At 61.9% G+C, this 18,167-nt stretch carries 21 protein-coding genes; 12 read left to right on the top strand and 9 right to left on the bottom strand.

Going from position 1 to position 18,167, the window contains the following annotated elements:
• Positions 1–45: 45 nt before the first annotated feature.
• The 4 genes from ACHPFG_RS24925 to ACHPFG_RS24910 form a co-directional block, all read right to left on the bottom strand.
• Positions 46–1,455, bottom strand: coding sequence for an MFS transporter (locus ACHPFG_RS24925; protein WP_431700698.1), 1,410 nt, complete (start codon positions 1,453–1,455; stop codon positions 46–48).
• Between the two features lie 12 nt (positions 1,456–1,467).
• The gene (locus ACHPFG_RS24920) at positions 1,468–1,818 is read right to left on the bottom strand and encodes a hypothetical protein (RefSeq protein ID WP_431700697.1); all 351 of its coding nucleotides are present in this window, start codon (positions 1,816–1,818) and stop codon (positions 1,468–1,470) included.
• A 10-nt stretch (positions 1,819–1,828) separates the two neighbouring features.
• The gene (locus ACHPFG_RS24915; protein WP_131697839.1) at positions 1,829–2,461 is read right to left on the bottom strand and encodes a glutathione S-transferase family protein; all 633 of its coding nucleotides are present in this window, start codon (positions 2,459–2,461) and stop codon (positions 1,829–1,831) included.
• An 89-nt stretch (positions 2,462–2,550) separates the two neighbouring features.
• Positions 2,551–3,582, bottom strand: a complete 1,032-nt coding sequence (locus ACHPFG_RS24910; protein WP_431703520.1) for a LacI family DNA-binding transcriptional regulator — start codon at positions 3,580–3,582, stop codon at positions 2,551–2,553.
• Positions 3,583–3,794: 212 nt separating this feature from the next.
• Between ACHPFG_RS24910 and ACHPFG_RS24905 the strand changes: the two genes are divergently transcribed.
• Together ACHPFG_RS24905 and ACHPFG_RS24900 are read left to right on the top strand one after the other, a co-directional pair.
• A complete protein-coding gene (locus ACHPFG_RS24905) occupies positions 3,795–4,328 on the top strand; it encodes a gluconokinase (RefSeq protein ID WP_145337900.1) in 534 nt (177 codons plus the stop codon).
• An 84-nt stretch (positions 4,329–4,412) separates the two neighbouring features.
• Positions 4,413–5,765, top strand: a complete 1,353-nt coding sequence (locus ACHPFG_RS24900; protein WP_131697836.1) for a GntP family permease — start codon at positions 4,413–4,415, stop codon at positions 5,763–5,765.
• A gap of 97 nt (positions 5,766–5,862) precedes the next feature.
• On the opposite strand, the gene alaC is transcribed toward ACHPFG_RS24900, so the two are convergent.
• The gene (alaC, locus tag ACHPFG_RS24895) at positions 5,863–7,074 is read right to left on the bottom strand and encodes an alanine transaminase (protein WP_431700696.1); all 1,212 of its coding nucleotides are present in this window, start codon (positions 7,072–7,074) and stop codon (positions 5,863–5,865) included.
• Between the two features lie 196 nt (positions 7,075–7,270).
• Here alaC and ACHPFG_RS24890 point away from each other — a divergent pair, with 196 nt between their 5' ends.
• Positions 7,271–7,750: a GyrI-like domain-containing protein gene (locus ACHPFG_RS24890; protein WP_339453283.1), complete on the top strand. Its 480-nt coding sequence runs from the start codon at positions 7,271–7,273 to the stop codon at positions 7,748–7,750.
• Positions 7,751–8,007: 257 nt separating this feature from the next.
• Here ACHPFG_RS24890 and ACHPFG_RS24885 read toward each other — a convergent pair whose 3' ends face one another.
• Positions 8,008–8,517 carry a GNAT family N-acetyltransferase gene (locus tag ACHPFG_RS24885; RefSeq protein WP_431700695.1) on the bottom strand — a complete coding sequence of 170 codons (510 nt, stop codon included), beginning with the start codon at positions 8,515–8,517 and terminating at the stop codon, positions 8,008–8,010.
• Between the two features lie 145 nt (positions 8,518–8,662).
• Between ACHPFG_RS24885 and ACHPFG_RS24880 the strand changes: the two genes are divergently transcribed.
• From ACHPFG_RS24880 to ACHPFG_RS24865, 4 genes are read left to right on the top strand one after another with little or no spacing between them, the layout of a single operon-like run.
• Positions 8,663–9,082 (top strand): YybH family protein, encoded by a 420-nt coding sequence (locus tag ACHPFG_RS24880; protein WP_167655086.1) that lies wholly within the window; start codon positions 8,663–8,665, stop codon positions 9,080–9,082.
• A 43-nt stretch (positions 9,083–9,125) separates the two neighbouring features.
• Positions 9,126–9,470, top strand: a complete 345-nt coding sequence (locus ACHPFG_RS24875) for a YciI family protein (RefSeq protein ID WP_431700694.1) — start codon at positions 9,126–9,128, stop codon at positions 9,468–9,470.
• Positions 9,471–9,509: 39 nt separating this feature from the next.
• Entirely contained in the window at positions 9,510–9,989 is a 480-nt protein-coding gene (locus tag ACHPFG_RS24870; protein ID WP_131697831.1) for an SRPBCC family protein, read from the top strand.
• On the top strand, positions 9,986–11,209 hold the full coding sequence (locus tag ACHPFG_RS24865) for an RNA polymerase sigma factor (protein ID WP_431700693.1): 1,224 nt from the start codon (positions 9,986–9,988) through the stop codon (positions 11,207–11,209). The genes ACHPFG_RS24870 and ACHPFG_RS24865 overlap by 4 nt, the downstream gene beginning before the upstream one ends.
• Positions 11,210–11,332: 123 nt before the next feature.
• On the opposite strand, the gene ACHPFG_RS24860 is transcribed toward ACHPFG_RS24865, so the two are convergent.
• The gene (locus ACHPFG_RS24860; protein ID WP_431700692.1) at positions 11,333–12,187 is read right to left on the bottom strand and encodes a LysR family transcriptional regulator; all 855 of its coding nucleotides are present in this window, start codon (positions 12,185–12,187) and stop codon (positions 11,333–11,335) included.
• An 88-nt stretch (positions 12,188–12,275) separates the two neighbouring features.
• Between ACHPFG_RS24860 and ACHPFG_RS24855 the strand changes: the two genes are divergently transcribed.
• Positions 12,276–12,788 carry a multidrug/biocide efflux PACE transporter gene (locus tag ACHPFG_RS24855; RefSeq protein WP_431700691.1) on the top strand — a complete coding sequence of 171 codons (513 nt, stop codon included), beginning with the start codon at positions 12,276–12,278 and terminating at the stop codon, positions 12,786–12,788.
• Here ACHPFG_RS24855 and ACHPFG_RS24850 read toward each other — a convergent pair.
• Entirely contained in the window at positions 12,687–13,445 is a 759-nt protein-coding gene (locus ACHPFG_RS24850; RefSeq protein ID WP_431700690.1) for an SDR family NAD(P)-dependent oxidoreductase, read from the bottom strand. The genes ACHPFG_RS24855 and ACHPFG_RS24850 overlap by 102 nt on opposite strands.
• Before the next feature lie 106 nt (positions 13,446–13,551).
• On the opposite strand from ACHPFG_RS24850, the gene ACHPFG_RS24845 reads away from it, so the two are divergent.
• Positions 13,552–14,448, top strand: coding sequence for a LysR family transcriptional regulator (locus ACHPFG_RS24845; RefSeq protein WP_431700689.1), 897 nt, complete (start codon positions 13,552–13,554; stop codon positions 14,446–14,448).
• Here ACHPFG_RS24845 and ACHPFG_RS24840 read toward each other — a convergent pair.
• Entirely contained in the window at positions 14,445–15,362 is a 918-nt protein-coding gene (locus ACHPFG_RS24840; RefSeq protein WP_092488890.1) for a LysR family transcriptional regulator, read from the bottom strand. The two genes, ACHPFG_RS24845 and ACHPFG_RS24840, sit on opposite strands and share 4 nt — an antisense overlap.
• A 104-nt stretch (positions 15,363–15,466) precedes the next feature.
• Here ACHPFG_RS24840 and ACHPFG_RS24835 point away from each other — a divergent pair, with 104 nt between their 5' ends.
• Genes ACHPFG_RS24835 through ACHPFG_RS24825 form a run of 3 tightly spaced genes read left to right on the top strand, consistent with a single transcriptional unit; the run spans position 15,467 to position 18,131 of the window.
• Positions 15,467–16,225, top strand: a complete 759-nt coding sequence (locus ACHPFG_RS24835) for a 5-oxoprolinase subunit PxpA (protein ID WP_431700688.1) — start codon at positions 15,467–15,469, stop codon at positions 16,223–16,225.
• Between the two features lie 56 nt (positions 16,226–16,281).
• Positions 16,282–17,160 (top strand): 5-oxoprolinase subunit B family protein, encoded by an 879-nt coding sequence (locus ACHPFG_RS24830; RefSeq protein WP_184743861.1) that lies wholly within the window; start codon positions 16,282–16,284, stop codon positions 17,158–17,160.
• On the top strand, positions 17,157–18,131 hold the full coding sequence (locus tag ACHPFG_RS24825) for a biotin-dependent carboxyltransferase family protein (RefSeq protein ID WP_431700687.1): 975 nt from the start codon (positions 17,157–17,159) through the stop codon (positions 18,129–18,131). Before ACHPFG_RS24830 ends, ACHPFG_RS24825 begins: the two co-directional genes overlap by 4 nt.
• Positions 18,132–18,167: the final 36 nt, after the last annotated feature.

Here is an 18,167-nt window from a genome sequence, read left to right as displayed (position 1 = left end):
GGCCGCCGCGGCAAACATTGTCCCGCAGGCGGCCAACCGTTGCCGTCAATGGGCGATATTTTCCAAGGCCAGGTTGCGCGTACGCGGGCCGAACCAACCGATGGTGATCATCACGATCAGCATGCTGCTGGCAATAAACGCCAGCACACCGGGTGTGCCCAGGTGTTCGAGGATAAAACCGATCAACAGGCTGCTGAACACCGTCGACAAGCGGCTGAACGAATAGCAGAACCCCACCGCCCGCGCGCGGATATTGGTCGGGAACAGCTCGCTCTGGTAGGAGTGGTAACTGAAGCTCAGCCAGGCGTTGCAGAAGGTGATCATCACCCCGCAGGTCACCAGCCCCACCGCCGTGGTCTGCAACGCGAACAGGCTGCCGAAGATCACCGCGCCCATGGCCGAGCCGACGATCTGCCATTTGTTTTCAAAGCGGTTGGCCACCTTCACGAACAGCAACGGCCCCAGCGGGTAGGCGAGGGTGATGATAAAGGCGTACAGCAAGCTGTGGGTCACGCTGACGCCTTGCCCCGAGAGCAACGCCGGCAGCCAGTTGCCGAAACCGAAAAAGCCGATAGCCTGGAACACATGGAACACAATCAGCATCAACGCGCGGCGGCGGTATGGCGGTTGCCAGATGTCGGCAAAACGGCCGCTGCCTTGCACGCTGACCGCTTCGGGTTCGGGTTCATCCAGCGGTTTGCCGTGGTCTTTCCGGCAGCGCGCCTCAAGGCTGTCCATGATCGTACCGGCTTCTTCGAAGCGGCCTTTCTGCGCCAGCCAGCGCGGTGATTCCGGCAGACGCTTGCGCAGTTGCCAGATAAACAGCGCAAACACCGCACTGCTCAACACCACCCAGCGCCAGCCCGATACCCCGAACGGCGCCTGGGGCACCAGCCACCACGACATCAACGCCACGGCCGGCACCGACAGGAACTGGATGAAAAACGCAAAGGCAAACGCCGAGCTGCGCATGCGCTTGGGCACCAGTTCAGACAGATAGGCGTCGATGGTCACCAGCTCGATACCCAGGCCGATGCCCACCAGGAAACGCATGCCGATGATGCCCAGCGCCGACGTCTGAATGCCCATCAACACCGTGGCGACGGTGTACCAGATCAGCGCGAAGGTAAAAATCGCCCGGCGTCCGAAGCGGTCGGCGATGGGGCTGAGCAGGCTGGCGCCGAGGAACAGGCCGAGGAAGGTCGCCGAGGCGAATGCCGCCTGGTCCGAGAAGCCAAACACGCCCTCGCTGCCGGTGTGGAAAATCCCGTCACTGATCAGGCCGGGGCTGATGTAGGCGGTCTGGAATAAGTCATACAGCTCGAAAAAACCGCCGATCGACAGCAGCGCCACCAGGCGCCAGACCGTGGCGACGGCGGGCAGGCGGTCGATACGCGCGCTGATATGGGCGGCGCGGATCGGGTCGATGCCGTCTAGAGCGGGGAGTGCAGGCATGGCGGGAAAAACTCAGTCAGTGATGGGGATATCGAAGGTCTGAAATGCATCGTCCAGCGGATGGTAACCCAACACCCGAGTGGTTTCGCTCAGGTCCAGGCGCTTGAAACGGTTATTGGAAATGCCGTGGGCGATCAGGTGTTTCACGCCTTCGGCCTCCACTGAACGCTGCAGCAGGTGCACCGCATCCCGCGGGCTGAGCCAGGCGCTGAGGTCGGTGTGCAGGAAGCGGTGTTTGCCCAGGTCGAAATCCGCCGCGATGCGGTCTGTGAGGGTGAAACGGTAGCGGTCTTTCGAGGCGTCGAAAAACGTCTTGCCGATTCTGCCGCAGGCGCCGGTGAGCAGTACGGTGAGTCCTTTCACGTGCATGTCCTTAGTTATGCCCGTCGAGGGCGAAGAGCTGGAAGCCCTGGTGCTGGCCGAGGCGCTGGTAGTAGGCGGCAATCGCGGGGTAGGCCGGGCGCTCCATGGGCGTCATCTGCCAGCGGTGCACCGAGAGGCCGATGAGGATGTCGGCGAGGGTGAATTCATCGCCGGCAACAAAGGCGCCGGTCCTCGCCAACTGTTGCTCGAGGATGCCCATCTTGTCGTTCCAGAGTTGCACGGCGGCAGCAATCTGTGCCGCGTCCAGGCCGTCCGGGTTATTGCGTACCAGGGCGGTGAAGGCATCGCCCCAGGCACGATTGAGTTCGACGGCCTGCCAGTCGATCCACTGCTCGACCCGGGCCCGTGGTGCGGGCTCGACGGGCAGCAGGTCGTGGCGTTGGTAAAGCCCCACGAGGTAGCGGCAGATGGTATTGGATTCCCACAGCACGCCGTGGTCGTCGATCAGCACCGGTATCTGCGCGTTGGGGTTCAGGGCGAGGAATTCGGCGGACTGGGTGGGCTGGAAGCCGATGCCCCAGTCTTCGCGCACATAGTCGATGCCCAGTTCCTGACAGGTCCAGAGCACTTTGCGTACGTTGATGGAGGACGTGCGACCCAGGATTTTCAGTGAGTGTGCCATGGTGCTTTCCTTGCGGTGGAGAACAGCCAATCTAGCAGGAGGGAGAAGCTACGGCGATGCCACCGAGCGGGCAGGCTCGAAATGTGGGCCTACGTGCTTTCCCGCACCTGCAACTCAAACCCCATATCCACCACCGGCTTGGCGATCTTGTTGCCCGCCATTATCGTCAACAAATGCTCCGCCGCCCGTCGCCCAATCGCTTCCCGGGGCGTGCTGATACTGCTCAGGCGCGGCACCATGAAAGACGACGCCGGCAAGTCGTTGAAGCCCAGCACCGCGACGCGTTCTGGCACTTTTATGCCGTGGCGCATGGCTTCGAGCAGCGCGCCCTGGGCCAGGTCATCGTTGCCGAAGAAGATCGCATCCACATCCGGATGGGCAGCGAGCAGTTGCAGGAACAGTTCGCCGCCCAGGCCCACCGAGGAGGGGCGTGGTGTCAGCAGTTCCAGCGCCGGGTCGTACAGGCCGGCCTGTTGCAGTGCCCGGCGGAAGCCTTCGCCACGCAGCAGGGTGCGTTGGTCCAGTTGCGCGCCGATATACGCCAGGCGCCTGCGCCCCCGTGAGATCAAATGCGCGGCGGCCGTTTCACCCGCCGCCAACTGCGAGAAGCCCACGCAGTTCACGCCGGCGTTGGGGTCGAGGTCCATCATGTACACACACGGCACATTGCTGGCCTCGACCATCCGTCGGGCGCTTTCGGTGCGATCGAAGCCGGTCAGCAGCAACCCGCGGGGCTGGTAGGCCATGTAGTTGCGCAGCAGGTTTTCTTCTTCGTCGCGCGAATAGTGGGAGTTGCCGATCAGCACTTCAAAGCCCTTGGGCCGCAGTACCTGGTGAATAGCTTCAAGGGTTTCGATAAACAGCAGGTTGGACAACGACGGCACCAATACCACCACCGAATGGCTCTGGGCCGACGCCAGGGCGCGGGCGGCGGGGTTGACCACGTAGTTGAGTTCTGCAGCGGCGTGCTGGACTTTTTCCACCAGTTCGATGGCGACGGTGCTGATGCCGCGCAGCGCGCGGGAGGCGGTAATCGGGCTGACGCCGGCCAGGCGCGCGACTTCATTGAGGGTAGGGCGACCGGTGGTGCGGGTATTTTTATCGTTCTTAGAGGTCATCAGGCGGCTTGCCAAACAAAAATCGAGGCACTAAGGTAGCGCTGTCTCCAAAAGGCTGCAAATTATTGAACTTTGGGTTGCCTGATCCGGTTCAAATGATTGGAGCGGATGCACGCGTCACTCCATAAAAATGACAAGACGGCGCGGGAAAAGCCTGTTTTTGCACTCGCCTTACAGCGTGCAAAGGTAGCGCTATCTGCGTCTTGAGGTGTTCCATGAGTCAACCTGTTACCGCCCTGGTCATCATGGGTGTTGCCGGCTGTGGCAAGACCAGTGTCAGCGAGGCCCTGTGCCAGTTGAACGGCGCCACCGCCATTGAAGGCGACAGCTTTCACCCTGCCGCGAACATCGAAAAGATGAGCGCCGGCCACCCCCTCAACGACGACGACCGCGCCGGTTGGCTCGACATCCTGTGCGATGAACTGCGCCGTTCGCTCAAAGCCGGTGAACACCCGGTACTCACCTGCTCTGCGCTGAAAAAGAAATACCGCGACCACCTGCGCGAAGCCGCGCCGGGCCTGGGGTTTGTATTCCTGGAGTTGACCCGTGAAGTCGCCGCCGACCGCGTGTCTCATCGGCCCGGGCATTTCATGCCGGCCAGCCTGATCGACAGCCAGTTCGCCACCCTTGAATCGCCCAAAGGCGAGCCGCTGACCCTGGCCCTCAATGCCAGCGAAGACAGCGTCGAGGAACTGGCCGAGCAGACCAACGCCTGGTGGCTGAAGCACGGTTTTGAACCATCCAACTGATTTTTTGCCGGAAGAGATAGCGCTATCCCCGGCAGGAAATTCAACACCCGCTTTAATAACAACAACAAACAGGAGAGACCCCCCATGTTTGGCATGTCCCACGAGTCGTACCTGCTGTTAGATGCAGTCGTCACCATCATCGGGCTGATCGTCTTGATTACCCGGTTCAAGGTTCACCCGTTCATTGCGCTGATCATCGCGGCAGGCTTCCTCGGCCTGACCTCGGGCATGCCGGTGGACAAGATCATCAAGGCGTTCCAGGACGGCTTCGGCGGGGTGCTCGGCTTTGTCGGCATCATCCTCGCGCTGGGCACCATGCTCGGCAAAATGATGGCCGAATCCGGTGGTGCCGATCAGATCGCCCAGACCCTGATCCGCGCCTTCGGCAAGGACAAGGTCCAGTGGGCCATGATGTTCGCCGCGTTCCTGGTGGGCATTCCGCTGTTCTTCGAGATCGGCTTTGTGCTGCTGATCCCGCTGGTGTTTATCGTTGCGCGCCGCACCGGCGTGTCGCTGATCAAGATCGGCATCCCGCTGCTCGCCGGCCTCTCGGCAGTCCACGGCCTGGTGCCGCCGCACCCGGGCCCGCTGCTGGCCATCGGCGTGTTTGGCGCCGACATCGGCAAGACCATCCTGTACGGCCTGATCGTCGCACTGCCGACAGCCATCATCGCTGGCCCGATCTTCGGTACGTTTATCGCCAAGTACATCCCGGGCAACCCGTCCCAGGAACTGGTCGACCAACTGGCCCGCGAGCCTGAGAACAAAAACCTGCCGAGCTTCAGTATCACCCTGGTCACCGTGCTGTTGCCGGTGTTCCTGATGCTGCTCAAAACCTTCGCCGACATCGCCTTTGCCGAAGGCAACGTGGTGCGCAACTGGATGGACATGATCGGTCACCCGATCACCGCCTTGCTGCTGGCGTTGCTGCTGTCGCTGTACACCTTTGGCAGCCGCCAGGGCATCCACTCCAAGCAGATCCTCAAGCTGCTCGATGCCAGCCTTGCGCCGACCGCCGCGATCATCCTGATCATCGGTGCCGGTGGTGGCTTCAAGCAGATGCTGGTGACCAGCGGCGTGGGTGACGTGATCGGCCATATGGCGGTGAACGCGCAGATCAACCCGATCCTGCTGGCGTGGCTGGTGGCGGCGGTGATTCGTGTGGCGACCGGTTCGGCCACCGTGGCGACCATTACCGGTGCGGGCATCGTAGTGCCGGTGGTGGGGATGATTCCCGGGGTTAACCGTGAGCTGCTGGTGTTGGCGACGGGGGCGGGTTCGTTGATCCTGTCTCACGTCAACGATGCGGGGTTCTGGCTGGTGAAGCAGTACTTCAACATGACTGTGGCTGAGACCTTCAAGACCTGGACGGCGATGGAGACCATCCTGTCCATTGTGGCACTGATCTTTATCATGCTGCTGTCGTTGGTGGTCTAACCGACACACCACAAGGCAAGGGTGAAAGCCCAATGCAAATGTGGGAGGGGGCAAGCCCCCTCCCACATTTTGAACGCATTTGTTCAGGTTAGTCGGGTCAGGCTTTAGCGACCAGCCCATCCGCCCGGAACATCCCGCGAATCCCCCGCACCGCCTGGCGAATCCGGTCCTGGTTCTCGATCAGCGCAAAGCGCACATGATCATCCCCATACTCGCCAAACCCAATCCCCGGCGACACACAGACCTTCGCTTCCAGCAGCAGCTTCTTGGCAAACTCCAGCGAACCCATGGCGGCATACGCTTCCGGGATCTTCGCCCAGACGTACATCGACGCCTTGGGATTCTCCACCATCCAGCCCAGCTCATGCAGGCCCTTGACCAGCACGTTGCGGCGCTGGCGGTACTGCTCGGCGATGTCCTTCACGCACTGCTGGTCGCCTTCCAACGCAGCAATCGCGGCGACTTGCAGCGGGGTGAAGGTGCCGTAGTCGTGGTAGCTCTTGATCCGTGCCAGGGCGTTGACCAGTTCCGGGTTACCTACCATGAAACCGATGCGCCAGCCGGCCATGTTGTAGCTCTTGGACAGGGTGAAAAACTCCACCGCAATGTCCTTGGCGCCCGGCACTTGCATGATCGATGGGGCTTTCCAGCCGTCGTAGACGATGTCGGCGTAGGCCTGGTCATGCACCACCAGCACGTCGTACTGCTTGGCCAGGGCGATCACCCGTTCGAAAAAATCCAGCTCCACACACTGCGCGGTCGGGTTGGACGGGAAGCCGAGGATCATCATCTTCGGCTTGGGGATCGAGCCGCGGATCGCCCGTTCCAGCTCGGCGAAGAAGTCCACGCCAGGAATCAGCGGTACCGAACGCACCTGGGCGCCGGCAATCACGGCACCGTAGATATGAATCGGGTAGCTCGGGTTGGGCACCAGTACCGTGTCGCCCTGGTCCAGGGTCGCCAGCATCAAATGCGCCAGGCCTTCCTTGGAACCGATGGTCACGATGGCTTCGGTTTCGGGGTCGATGTCCACTTCGTAGCGGTCTTTGTACCAGCGCGAAATCGCCCGGCGCAGACGCGGAATGCCTTTGGAGGTGGAGTAGCCGTGGGTGTCTTCACGCTGGGCGACGGTAACCATTTTCTCCACGATATGGGGAGGCGTGGCGCCGTCGGGGTTACCCATGCTCAAGTCGATGATGTCTTCGCCGCGCCGACGCGCAGCCATCTTCAGCTCGGCAGTGATATTGAAAACATACGGGGGGAGTCGATCTATGCGCGCAAAGCGGCGCGGCGAACCTTGGTCGGCCATTGTTGCCTCGAGAGTACGTAAGCGCCCGGAACCGTCCGAGCGACGTCGGCCACTGCGGTGGCCTGCGGGGCAGACAATACGGTCGATGATGGCCAGTTGTCCAGATGCGTAGGAAAATTTTCTGCATGGAGTACTGCAAGGATATGCCCCTATACTCGATACGGGTTTGTTCCCTCATAAGAAGGAGACTGTTCAGATGGATCAGCAGACAAAACAACCGTTAGAGCCACGCATGGAAGAGGGCAAGGCCCTGGTGATCGCCGGGGTACAAGGGCGTTATTCGAAGGCGACCGTGGGGGATATCCCCAAGTTGTGGAGTGTGTTCGACGAAAGCGTAAAACACATCAAGAAACGCGTTGGCGGGGTGAGCTACGGCGTTTGCCATAACCCCAGCCACGGTGAGTTCGATTACATGGCCGGGGTGGAAGTACCGTCCAAAGGCGATGTGCCGAGCAACTTCGAGTTCGTCGAACTGCCTGCGCACCACTACGCCGTGTTCCCGCACTATGGCCCGGTGCAGGCACTGGAGCAGACCTACGAGCGCATCATGTTCGAGTGGTTGCCGCACTCGGGCTACAAGGTGGCGGGGGCGGATTTCGAGCGCTATAGCGCGGATTTTGATGGGCGCAAGGGCACGGGCACGGTTGAGATCTGGTTGCCTGTGGAAGCCAAGTAACCGGCTGGCTGAACACGTCCCTCTGTGGCGAGCGGGCTCGCCCCGCGTTGGGCTGCGCAGCGGCCCCAAAATCTACCGCTGCGGTTCACCCGGAAGAATGCGGCAGCACTGAATAGGGCTGCTGCGCAGCCCATCGGGAGCACGCCCCTCGGCAGAGCCATGGTTAAGACGCATGGCGCGAGCTTGGCTGTCGGGTTGCTGAGCGACAACTGAAATATTCATTACTTTTTATCGGGTAAGTCATCTATACGTGACATTTAAAGCAGGCCAACACCGTTTCGACCCAACACCCACCTCAACCTCCGCTCATACCCAATCCGTCCCTTATACGCCTCCCCGCTGTCCACCCATCCAGCCCCCAGATACAGCCCCATCGCCGCCACATTGTCCGTGTCCACCGACAACTCCAGCGCCTTGATCTGCGGCCACGCCTGCAATGCCGCAGCCGGCAGCGCCTGCAAGCACGCCTTGCCGAATCCACGCCCTTGCTGCTGCCGATCCACCTGCAACGCATGCAGCGTCGCGCTGTGTTCATCGGCCCAATGGGGCAGGCAGGGCGGGCGTTTAAGCAGGAGGAAGGCCACCGGAATGTCGTCGGCCAGCAGGGCAAAGCCCTTGACGCCGGGGCTGGGCTTGGCCAGCAGCGAGTTGAGGGCGCAATACATGTCGCCGCAAAACGGCAACTGCTCAGGGTGAACTTCGATGGCGCTGACGTGCTGTTGTTGCACAGCATTCAGCGTCTCGTAGGCGACAAGGCGGGTTTGCATCGGCGTGTCCGAACAGCTGCAAAGAAGGGCGCAGTCTAGCGGTTTTGTGCTGCACGACATTATTTTTCAACGGGCTGTCGATTTGCCCGCAGGCCGTTCGACTAAGGGTGTCTTCCGTGATTTTCCAACCCGAAGGAGTATCGCCATGAGTACCGCAATCAACACCCTGATCGAAGAATGGAAGCACGCTGTGCTTTCGCGGAATATCGATAAGATTGTCAGCTATTACGCCGACGATATCGTCTCGTTCGACGCCGTGACCGCCCTGCAATTCAAAGGCAAGGCCGCCTACCGTGCGCACTGGGAAGCCTGCATGGAGCACTGCCCTGGCCCAGGTATTTTCGAGTTTCACGAACTGCGTATCGTCGAGTCCCGGGACAGCGCATTCGCCCACTGGCTGGCCCACTGCGGCGGCGCCGGGCCGGACGGTGAAGTGAAGGCCTGCTGGATGCGGGTGACGGCCGGTTATCAATGCTTTAACGGCGACTGGAAGGTGGTGCATGAGCATTGGTCGGCGCCGTTTGACATGGCAAGTGGCACGGCACTGTTCGACCTGAAACCTTGAGTGCCGCGAACTATAGTCAATAGTTGCGAAAACGGAGACGCACATGAAATACCTCTGCCTGATCTACAGCAACGAACAGGTGCTGCACACCTCGCCGGACAGCCCCGCAGACCCGGAGTGTTTCGCCTACGCGCAGGCCATCCAGGACAGCGGCCGGATGCTCGCCGCTGAGCCGTTGGAGTCGGTAAGCAGCGCCACCACCGTGCGCATGCGCAACGGCAAGCTGTCGATCACCGACGGGCCGTTTGCCGAAACCAAGGAACAGCTCGCCGGGTTCTACCTGATCGAGGCGCGGGACTTGAATGAAGCGATCCAAGTGGCCGGTGGCATTCCGGCCGCCCGGGTCGGCAGTGTGGAAGTGCGCCCCGTGCGCGAATTGAATCTCTGAACTCAACAACCATAAGCATAAGACTCAGGAGGTTTACCCATGCCTACGCAACCTGCCGAATTTGAACTGTCCATCAGCCGTGTGATCGATGCCCCGCGCAGCCGTGTATTCCGCGCCTGGACCGAGCCCGCCTTGCTGCAGCAATGGTGGGGACCCCATGGCATGACCACCCCCGAGTGCGAAATGAACCTGTGGGTCGGTGGCCTGTTTCGCACCCTGATGCGTGCGCCGGATGGCAGTGAGTACCCGACCCAGGGCGTGTTCCTGGAAATCGTCGCCCCTCGACGCTTGGTGTTTACCGACGCCTATACGCCGGGCTGGATCCCTTCGGGCAAACCGTTCATGACCGCCGAAGTGACCCTGCAGGAAGTCGAGGGCAACAAGACTCTCTACACCGCCCGCGCCATGCACTGGAGCGCTGAAGACAAACAGGCCCACGAGGCCATGGGCTTTCACGACGGATGGGGCCAGAGCCTGGACCGCCTGGTGACTTTGGTGACCCAGGGCATGCCTGATTGACGTCTGCAATCGAGGCCATTTACCGCAGCGAATCCCGGCGCGTCCTGGCTACGCTGATCCGCCTGCTCGGTGATTTCGACCTCGCCGAAGAGGCCTTGCACGAGGCCTTCTTCGTTGCGGTCGAACGCTGGCAGCAGGACGGTGTACCGGACAACCCGCGGGCCTGGCTGGTGTCGACCGGGCGCTTCAAGGCCATCGACCGCCTGCGCCGCCAAGCCCGTTTCGCGCCCTTGTTGCAGGCGCAGGCCGACGCACTGGAAGCCGCCGACTGGAGCGTTGAGGACGTGGAAGACGACCGCCTGCGCCTGATCTTCACCTGCTGCCACCCAGCGTTGGCGGCCGACGCCCAGGCGGCGCTGACCTTGCGTGAGATCTGCGACCTCACCACCGAAGAAATCGCCCGCGCCTTTCTGGCCACCCCGGCCACCATCGCCCAGCGCATCGTGCGCGCCAAGGGGAAGATTCGCGAGGCCAAAATCCCTTATCAAGTGCCGTCACTGGCCGAGCTGCCCGAGCGCCTCGATAGCGTGCTGCGCGTGATTTACCTGGTCTTCAACGAAGGCTATTCGGCGTCCATGGGCGCGGACCTCACGCGCGAGGAATTGACCCGCGAAGCCATTCGCCTCGGCCGCCTGCTCCTGGAATTACTGCCGGAGCCGGAAGTGATGGGCCTGCTGGCGCTGATGCTGTTGCACGAATCCCGCCGCGCGGCGCGCACCTCGGCCAGCGGCGAACTGGTGTTGTTGGATGAACAGGACCGTTCGCGGTGGGATGTGTGCTTGATGGCTGAAGGTTGTGCGCTGGTGGAGCAGGCACTGACCCAACGGGGTTTTGGCCCGTATTGCCTGCAGGCGGCGATTGCAGCGGTGCATGCCGAGGCACCCAGCGCCGGGGAAACGGATTGGCCGCAGATTATCGGGCTCTACGATGTATTGCTCAGGGCCATGCCGTCGCCGGTGATCGAGTTGAACCGCGCCGTGGCGGTGGCCATGCGCGAAGGGCCGCTGGCGGGGTTGCAGTTGGTGGAAGGCATTCTGGCGCGCGGGGAATTGCTGGATTACCACCTGGCGCATTCGGCGCGGGGCGAGTTTTGCCGGCAGTTGGGGCGGGTGGAAGAGGCCCGGACAGCCTACGAAAAAGCCCTGTCACTGACCCGGCAAATCCCGGAAAAGCATTTCCTTGAACACCGCCTGGCCGAACTCAATCCCCCCAAGCAATGAAGATCAAAAATGTGGGAGGGGGCTTGCCCCCGATAGCAGGGTGTCAGTCGCTGCATTGGGTGACTGACCCACCGTCATCGGGGGCAAGCCCCTCCCACATTAATCTCAATTGTCTGAAAAAAATCACTCCAACATCTTCCCCAACAACCAGCTCCCCGCCGGCCCCGGCGGATGGTGGCGTGACCACAGTGCATCCACGGCCACCGAACGCGGCCAACCGCGAGCCTTGAGTTCGACCAGTTGCCCGCCACCAAAGCGTTCCACCAGCCAGCGCGGAATCGGTGCCCAGCCGAAACCCAACTGGGCCATCTCCAACAGCATCAGGTAACTGGGGGCCGACCAGACGCGGCCGTTGGCACGGATTTCATTCGGGTTGATGATGCTTGCCAGGCGCAATTCGCGGTACTGTTGCAGGGCGTGCGCGGTGAGGGTATCAACGCCCGCCAGCGGATGTTTCGGTGACACGAACAGGGCGATTTCCGTGCGCTCGTCCACGGGCGCGCGGGTCAGGTCTGGCGGGTACGCTTCCTGGTGTTCAATAAACGCGATCTGCGCCCGACCACTTTGGACCAGGGCGATCAGGTCTTCGCATTCGGCGATCAGGCATTCCAGTTCAAGGTCCGGGTAGCGTTGTTCAAACGCGCTGAGGGCGACCTCGAAACGGTCGGACTGATAGGTATCGGACATGGCGATACTCAGCTTCGGCTCCAACCCCTGGGCCAACTGACTCGCCGCCAATTCCAGCCGACTACTGGCCTCCAGCACCTGCTCGGCCCGTTGCAATAACACATGGCCCGCTGGCGTCAGTGTCGGCTTACGGCTGCTGCGATCAAACAGCACCACATCCAGGTCAATCTCCAGGCCCGCCACGGCTGCGCTGACGGTGGACTGGCTCTTGCCGAGCTTGCGCGCCGCCGCCGAAAACGAGCCTTGGGTGGCCGCCTGCACAAACGCCTGCAGCACTTCGTTAGAGGCCATGACTATCGCCTTGATCGATGGTTATTGGTTATGAAGTATCGAGTCAAAGGCTAATGATGGCAACCATCGTCACTCACGGAGCCGGGTCATGAACCCCACCAAGTCGATTACTGAACGCGTTTGCCAGGCCATTGGTTTCGAAGCCCTGGCGTTGTTGATCTGCACCCCATTACTGGCGTGGATCATGGACAAGCCTGCCCTGGAGATGGGCATGGTCACCCTGGCGATCAGCCTGTTGGCGCTGACCTGGAACGTGATTTTCAATGGCCTGTTCGACCGCCTCAAGGCGCGCCTGCAACTGGCCAACAACGGCTGGACCCGAGTGCTGCATGCCTTGATGTTTGAAGGTGGGTTGATCCTGGTGTGCGTGCCGCTGATTGCCGCCTGGCTGAACATCAGTCTGGTGCAGGCGTTTATCCTCGACATAGGCGTACTGCTGTTTTTCCTGCCGTACACCTATGTGTATCACTGGGGGTATGACGTGCTGCGCGACAAGCTCCTACAGAAACATGCCGCCCGACGCCTCGATACGCTGGCCGGTGATCCAGGCGCTACCGTCGGCGAGCAGGCTGGCGATGGCTCCGCCAATATCATCCGGTAACCCCGCGCGGCCCAAGGCAGTATTGCTGGCGACCATGGCGTTGAGCTCGGCATTATCGCGCACGGCACCGCCGCCGAAGTCGGTTTCAATCGCGCCGGGGGCCAGGATGTTAACGCTGATGCCACGGCCGCCCAGTTCTTTGGCCTGATAGCGGGTCAGCACTTCCATCGCGCCTTTCATCGCGGCGTAGGCGGCGTAGCCAGGCAGGCTGAAGCGCGCCAGGCCACTGGAGACATTGAGGATGCGCCCACCGTCGCGGATCAACGGCAACAACTGCTGGGTCAGGAAAAACGGGCCCTTGAATTGGATTGCCACCAATTGGTCGAACTGTGCTTCGGTGGTCTCGGCAAAGCTGGCGTGAATGCCGATACCGGCGTTGTTGATCAGGAAATCGAAGTGGTCCTGTGCGAAAACTTCCTTGAGTACCCCAGCAACGTCGTCGACAAAATCACCGAACGTGGCGCTCTGTCCCACATCCAGTTTCAGCATGGCAGCACGGCCGCCCAGCTGTTCGATCTGTGCGACCAATGCCTGCGCTTCGTCGGCCTTGCTGTGATAAGTGCCGATGATGTCGACGCCTTTTGCCGCCAGGTGCAGCGCGGCATTTTTGCCCAGGCCGCGGCTGGCGCCGGTGATCAATGCGATCTTACGGGTCATGGTGTTTTCCTCGGTGAGTGACTGGGGGAAGAAGTGTATTTGTCCGCTCATAACGTGATAAATAGCGCTAAACCGGAATCACTGGCCGAATAAGGCGAACAATCCCATGAACAAACTGGAGCTGCTGCGCACTTTTGTGCGCGTCACCGAGCTGTCGAGTTTCACCGGCGCCGGCGAGAGCCTGGGCCTGCCGCGCTCCACCGTGTCGGAGCATGTGCAGGCACTGGAAGAACTGCTCGGCGCACGCCTGTTGCAGCGCACCACGCGCAAGGTGCAGGCGACCCAGGACGGCCGCGTGCTGTATGAGCGCAGCAAGGATTTGCTCGCGCACATGGAAGAACTCGAAGGGTTGTTTCGCCAGGACGAAGCGCAACTGGCCGGGCGGGTTCGGGTGGACATGCCCAACGTGATGGCGCGGGACTTGATCCTGCCGCGTTTGCCGCAATTCATGGACGCGCACCCGCTGATCGAGCTGGAGATCAGCACCACCGACCGCCAGGTCGACCTGCTCGCCGAGGGCTTCGATTGTGTGCTGCGCGTGGGGGCGCAGCCGGACCAGAGCGTGGTGGCGCGGCTGCTGTGCAGCATGCCGATGATCAACTGCGCGAGCGCCACCTACCTGCAACGCTACGGCGTGCCGCAGACCCTGGCCGACCTGGCCGATCACCACCTGGTGCATTACGTGCGGCCGTTGGGGTCACGCTCGGCGGGGTTTGAGTACGTGCAGGGCAACAAGGTGCTGCGCATTCCCATGGCCGGGCGGGTCACGGTCAACAGCACTGATGCTTACAAGTCTGCCTGCCTGGGCGGTTTCGGGATTATTCAGGCCCCGGCCCTGGGCATGGGCGAAGAATTGGCGAGCGGGGAGCTGGTGGCGTTCCTGCCGGACTATCCGGCCCCGTCGCTGGATGTGTCCCTGCTCTACGCCGGACAACGGCATTTGCCGCTGCGGGTGCGGGTGTTCATGGACTGGCTGGCGGCCATCCTGCATTCGCAGCTTTAACGCCGCGCCGACAGCTGTTGCGGCGCCAGGAACGCGTCGTGAAAGTAATCGCGAAACGCCTGCATTGCCGGGGTAAAGGCGCGCTCGCGGTGCCAGGCCAGACCGACGCTCATGGGCGTGACGGGGTCGGTGACGGTCAGGGTTTCGATGCGCTTTCCTTCCAGCGACCAGGGCCGGTGCACCAGGTCCGACAGGATCGCCACGCCGCTGCCATTGGCGACCATGCTGCGCACCGCCTCCACCGAACTGGTGCGCAGCCGCACCTTGGGCGCTTGCCCGGCCTGTTCCCAATAACGCATGGCGCTGTGTTCGGCCTCATCGACGGTGAGCAGGATGTACGGCTCCTGCGCCACATCCGCCAGGCTCACGGCGCCGCGTTCGCACAATGGGTGATGGCTGGGCAGCCATAAACGACGTTCCGAGTTGAACAGGATCTCCGAGACGATCGCCGGGTGGGTGAGGTTTGCGGTGAGGACCACGGCCATGTCGAACTGGCCGTCGAGCAGGCCCTGTTCGATGGCCTGGCGCTCCTGCTCGAATACCTCCAGCGTCACATCCGGGTGCCAGTGCTCCATGCGCTGCAAGTGGTGCGGCAGGAAGTAACCCAGCACCGTGTAGCTGGCCGCCAGGCGCAGCACGCCGCTGGCGCGGTAGTCGGGCAACGGGCTGTTCAGCGCGTCGTCGACACTGCGCACAATCACGTAGGCGCGGTTGAGAAAGTGCCGCCCGGCATCCGTCAGGTTCATGCCCTGGGCCGAGCGCACAAATAGCTGCACGCCAAGCAGGGCTTCCAGCTCCTTGATCGCCGTGGTCACCGCAGACTGAGAGATGTTCAGGTGAATCGCCGCCTGGGAAATCTGGCCGATTTCGGCGGTGGCGACGAAGTAGCGGATTTGGCGCAAGGTCAGGGACATGGCTTTATCTGATTTTCAGAAGATAGGCCATCTGATAATAGATCTTCCCAAGGGGTCAAGCCGCAGCCTACTTTCGAGCATTACCTTTTGGCGGAGCGTCCCCGATGCAGGCAGTGGATTTCAATTCAGACATGGGCGAAGGCTTCGGTCCCTGGACCATCGGCGACGGCGTCGACGCGGAGCTGATGGCCTATATCAGCTCGGCCAATATCGCCACCGGCTTCCATGCCGGCGACCCCGGCACCATGCGCCGCACCGTCGCGCGCGCCAAGCAACTGGGCGTGGCCATCGGCGCACACCCGGGCTTTCGCGACCTGGTGGGCTTCGGTCGTCGGCATATCCATGCGCCGGCCCAGGAGCTGGTCGACGACATGCTCTACCAACTGGGCGCCCTGCGCGAAATCGCCCGCGCCCAAGGCATGACGCTGCAACATATCAAGCCTCACGGCGCGCTCTACATGCACCTGGCCCGCGACGAAGAAGCCGCGCGCCTGCTGGTACAAAACCTGCAGATCATCGAGCCGACGCTGTTGCTGTACTGCATGCCCAACTCGGTGATCTGGCGCGTGGCCAAGGAACTCGGGCAACCGGTGGTGCGCGAATTCTATGCCGACCGTGAGTACGATCTGACCGGCTCCATTGTGTTTACCCGCAACGTACGTGCGCTGGATCCGGCCACGGTCGCGGCCCGTGTCCTACGGGCGTGTCAGACGGGGCTGGTGCGTACCGTAGAAGGCGAAGACCTGTTTATCGAATTCGATTCCATCTGCCTGCACAGCGACACCCCCGGCGCGCTGGAGTTGGTGGAAGCCACCCGTGAAGCGTTGGACCAGGCCGGCATCACCGTCAAAACACCCGAATAAGATCGTACATTTACTTTTTTGCCTGCCTTTCTATAACGATTCCAAGAGGAACAGACATGGCTGAAACGTCCCCCATCCGCTACAGCTTCGGCGGTGATGAGCACCTGTTTGCCGAAGTCAGCGAGAGCATGTCCCTGCAGGCTTTTTTCAAGGGCATGGCCGTGACCCGTGCCGTGGAGCGCCTGGCGCTGGACGGCGTGCTGGATGTGTGCCTGGCCAATGCATCGTTCCAGATTCGCTTCGACCCCGACCGCATCGCCCCCCATGTGCTGCTCGACGCTGTGCAAAGCGCCGAAGCCCAGGCCGTGGCCGAACGCACCCTGCACACACGCATCATCGAAATCCCGGTGCTCTATAACGACCCCTGGACCCATGAAACCCTGATGCGGTTTCGCGACCGCCATCAAGACCCCAGCGCCACCGACCTGGAATACGCCGCCCGCATCAATGGCCTGGCCGATGTCGAAGCGTTTATCGCCGCCCACAGTGGCGCGCCGTGGTTTGTCTCGATGGTCGGCTTTGTCGCGGGCTTGCCGTTCATGTTCCAGATGGTCGAGCGCGAGCGGCAGTTGCAGGTGCCCAAGTACCTGCGCCCGCGCACCGACACGCCGAAGCTGACCCTCGGCCATGGCGGTTGCTTCGGCTGCATCTACTCGGTGCGCGGCGCCGGCGGCTACCAGATGTTCGGCGTGACCCCGGCGCCGATCTACGACCCGGCCCAGCAGTTGGCCTACCTCAAGGCGCATATGGTGTTCTTCCGGCCGGGTGACATTGTGCAATTCAAACCCATCGACCGGGACGCCTACGACCTGGCCGTTGCCGAGGTGGAGGCAGGCCGTTTCGACCTGCGCATTCGCCCGGTGGAATTTTCCCTCGATGCGTTTCTCGCCGACCCCATTGGTTATCCGAAAACTCTGCAGGAGGCGCTGGCATGATCAAGGTCCTCAAACCCGGCCTCGCCACCTCTGTGCAGGACCTGGGCCGCGAAGGCTATTACCACCTGGGCATTCCGCCATCGGGTGCATTGGACCAATACGCCTTGAGTGCAGCCAACCATCTGGTGGGTAACCCGGTGGGTGCGGCCGGCCTGGAGTGCACCTTGATCGGGCCGGAACTGGAGTTTCAACGAGATACCCTGGTCGCGCTCAGCGGTGCGTTGATGTCGCCGCGCCTCGACGGTGAAGTGGTTCATCAGGACACCGCGTTCCAGGTGCGTGCCGGGCAGGTGCTGCGTTTCGAATTTCCCAAGGCAGGTGCCCGCACTTACCTCGCCGTCGCCGGTGGCATTGACGTGCCGTTGGTGCTCGGCAGCCGTTCCACTTACACCCTCGGTGCACTCGGAGGTTTCCACGGCCGACGCTTGCAGGAGGGCGATGAATTGCCCATCGGCAACGCCAGCGGTCTCGGACGTGCGGGCAACAGTTTGCCGATGGCGTTGCGCCGCTCGGTGGGCGGTGATGTCACGTTGCGCGTGGTGCCGGGGCTGTATTACGAGCGCTTGACCGCAGGAGCCAAGAGCAGTTTTTTTGCGGAGCCGTGGACGGTCGGTTCCGAGGCGGACCGCATCGGCTATCGCTTCAAGGGCGGCAGTGCGCTGAGCTTTGAACCGCGTGAGCAGCCGTTTGGCGCGGGGTCGGATCCGTCGAATATCGTCGACAGTTGCTACCCGATTGGCTCGATCCAGGTACCGGCCGGGCTGGAGCCGATTGTGCTGCACCGCGATGCGGTATCCGGCGGTGGTTACGCGATGATCGGCACGGTGATCAGTGCCGACCTGGACTTGATCGGGCAGATGCAGCCGAACCAGCGGGCAGGGTTTGTGGCGGTGACCTTGGAGGAGGCGCTGGAGGCGCGGCGGGTGTACAAGAAGCGCCTGAAAGCTATGGCTGGGTTGTTCACTTGCTGACACACAGCAATTCAAACTGTGGGAGAGGGCAAGCCT

Source organism: Pseudomonas sp. BR20 (genome assembly GCF_050780135.1).
GTDB lineage: Bacteria > Pseudomonadota > Gammaproteobacteria > Pseudomonadales > Pseudomonadaceae > Aquipseudomonas.
The sequence above is the reverse complement of the archived record's forward strand: the minus strand, read 5'-3'. Positions and strand labels throughout refer to the sequence as shown.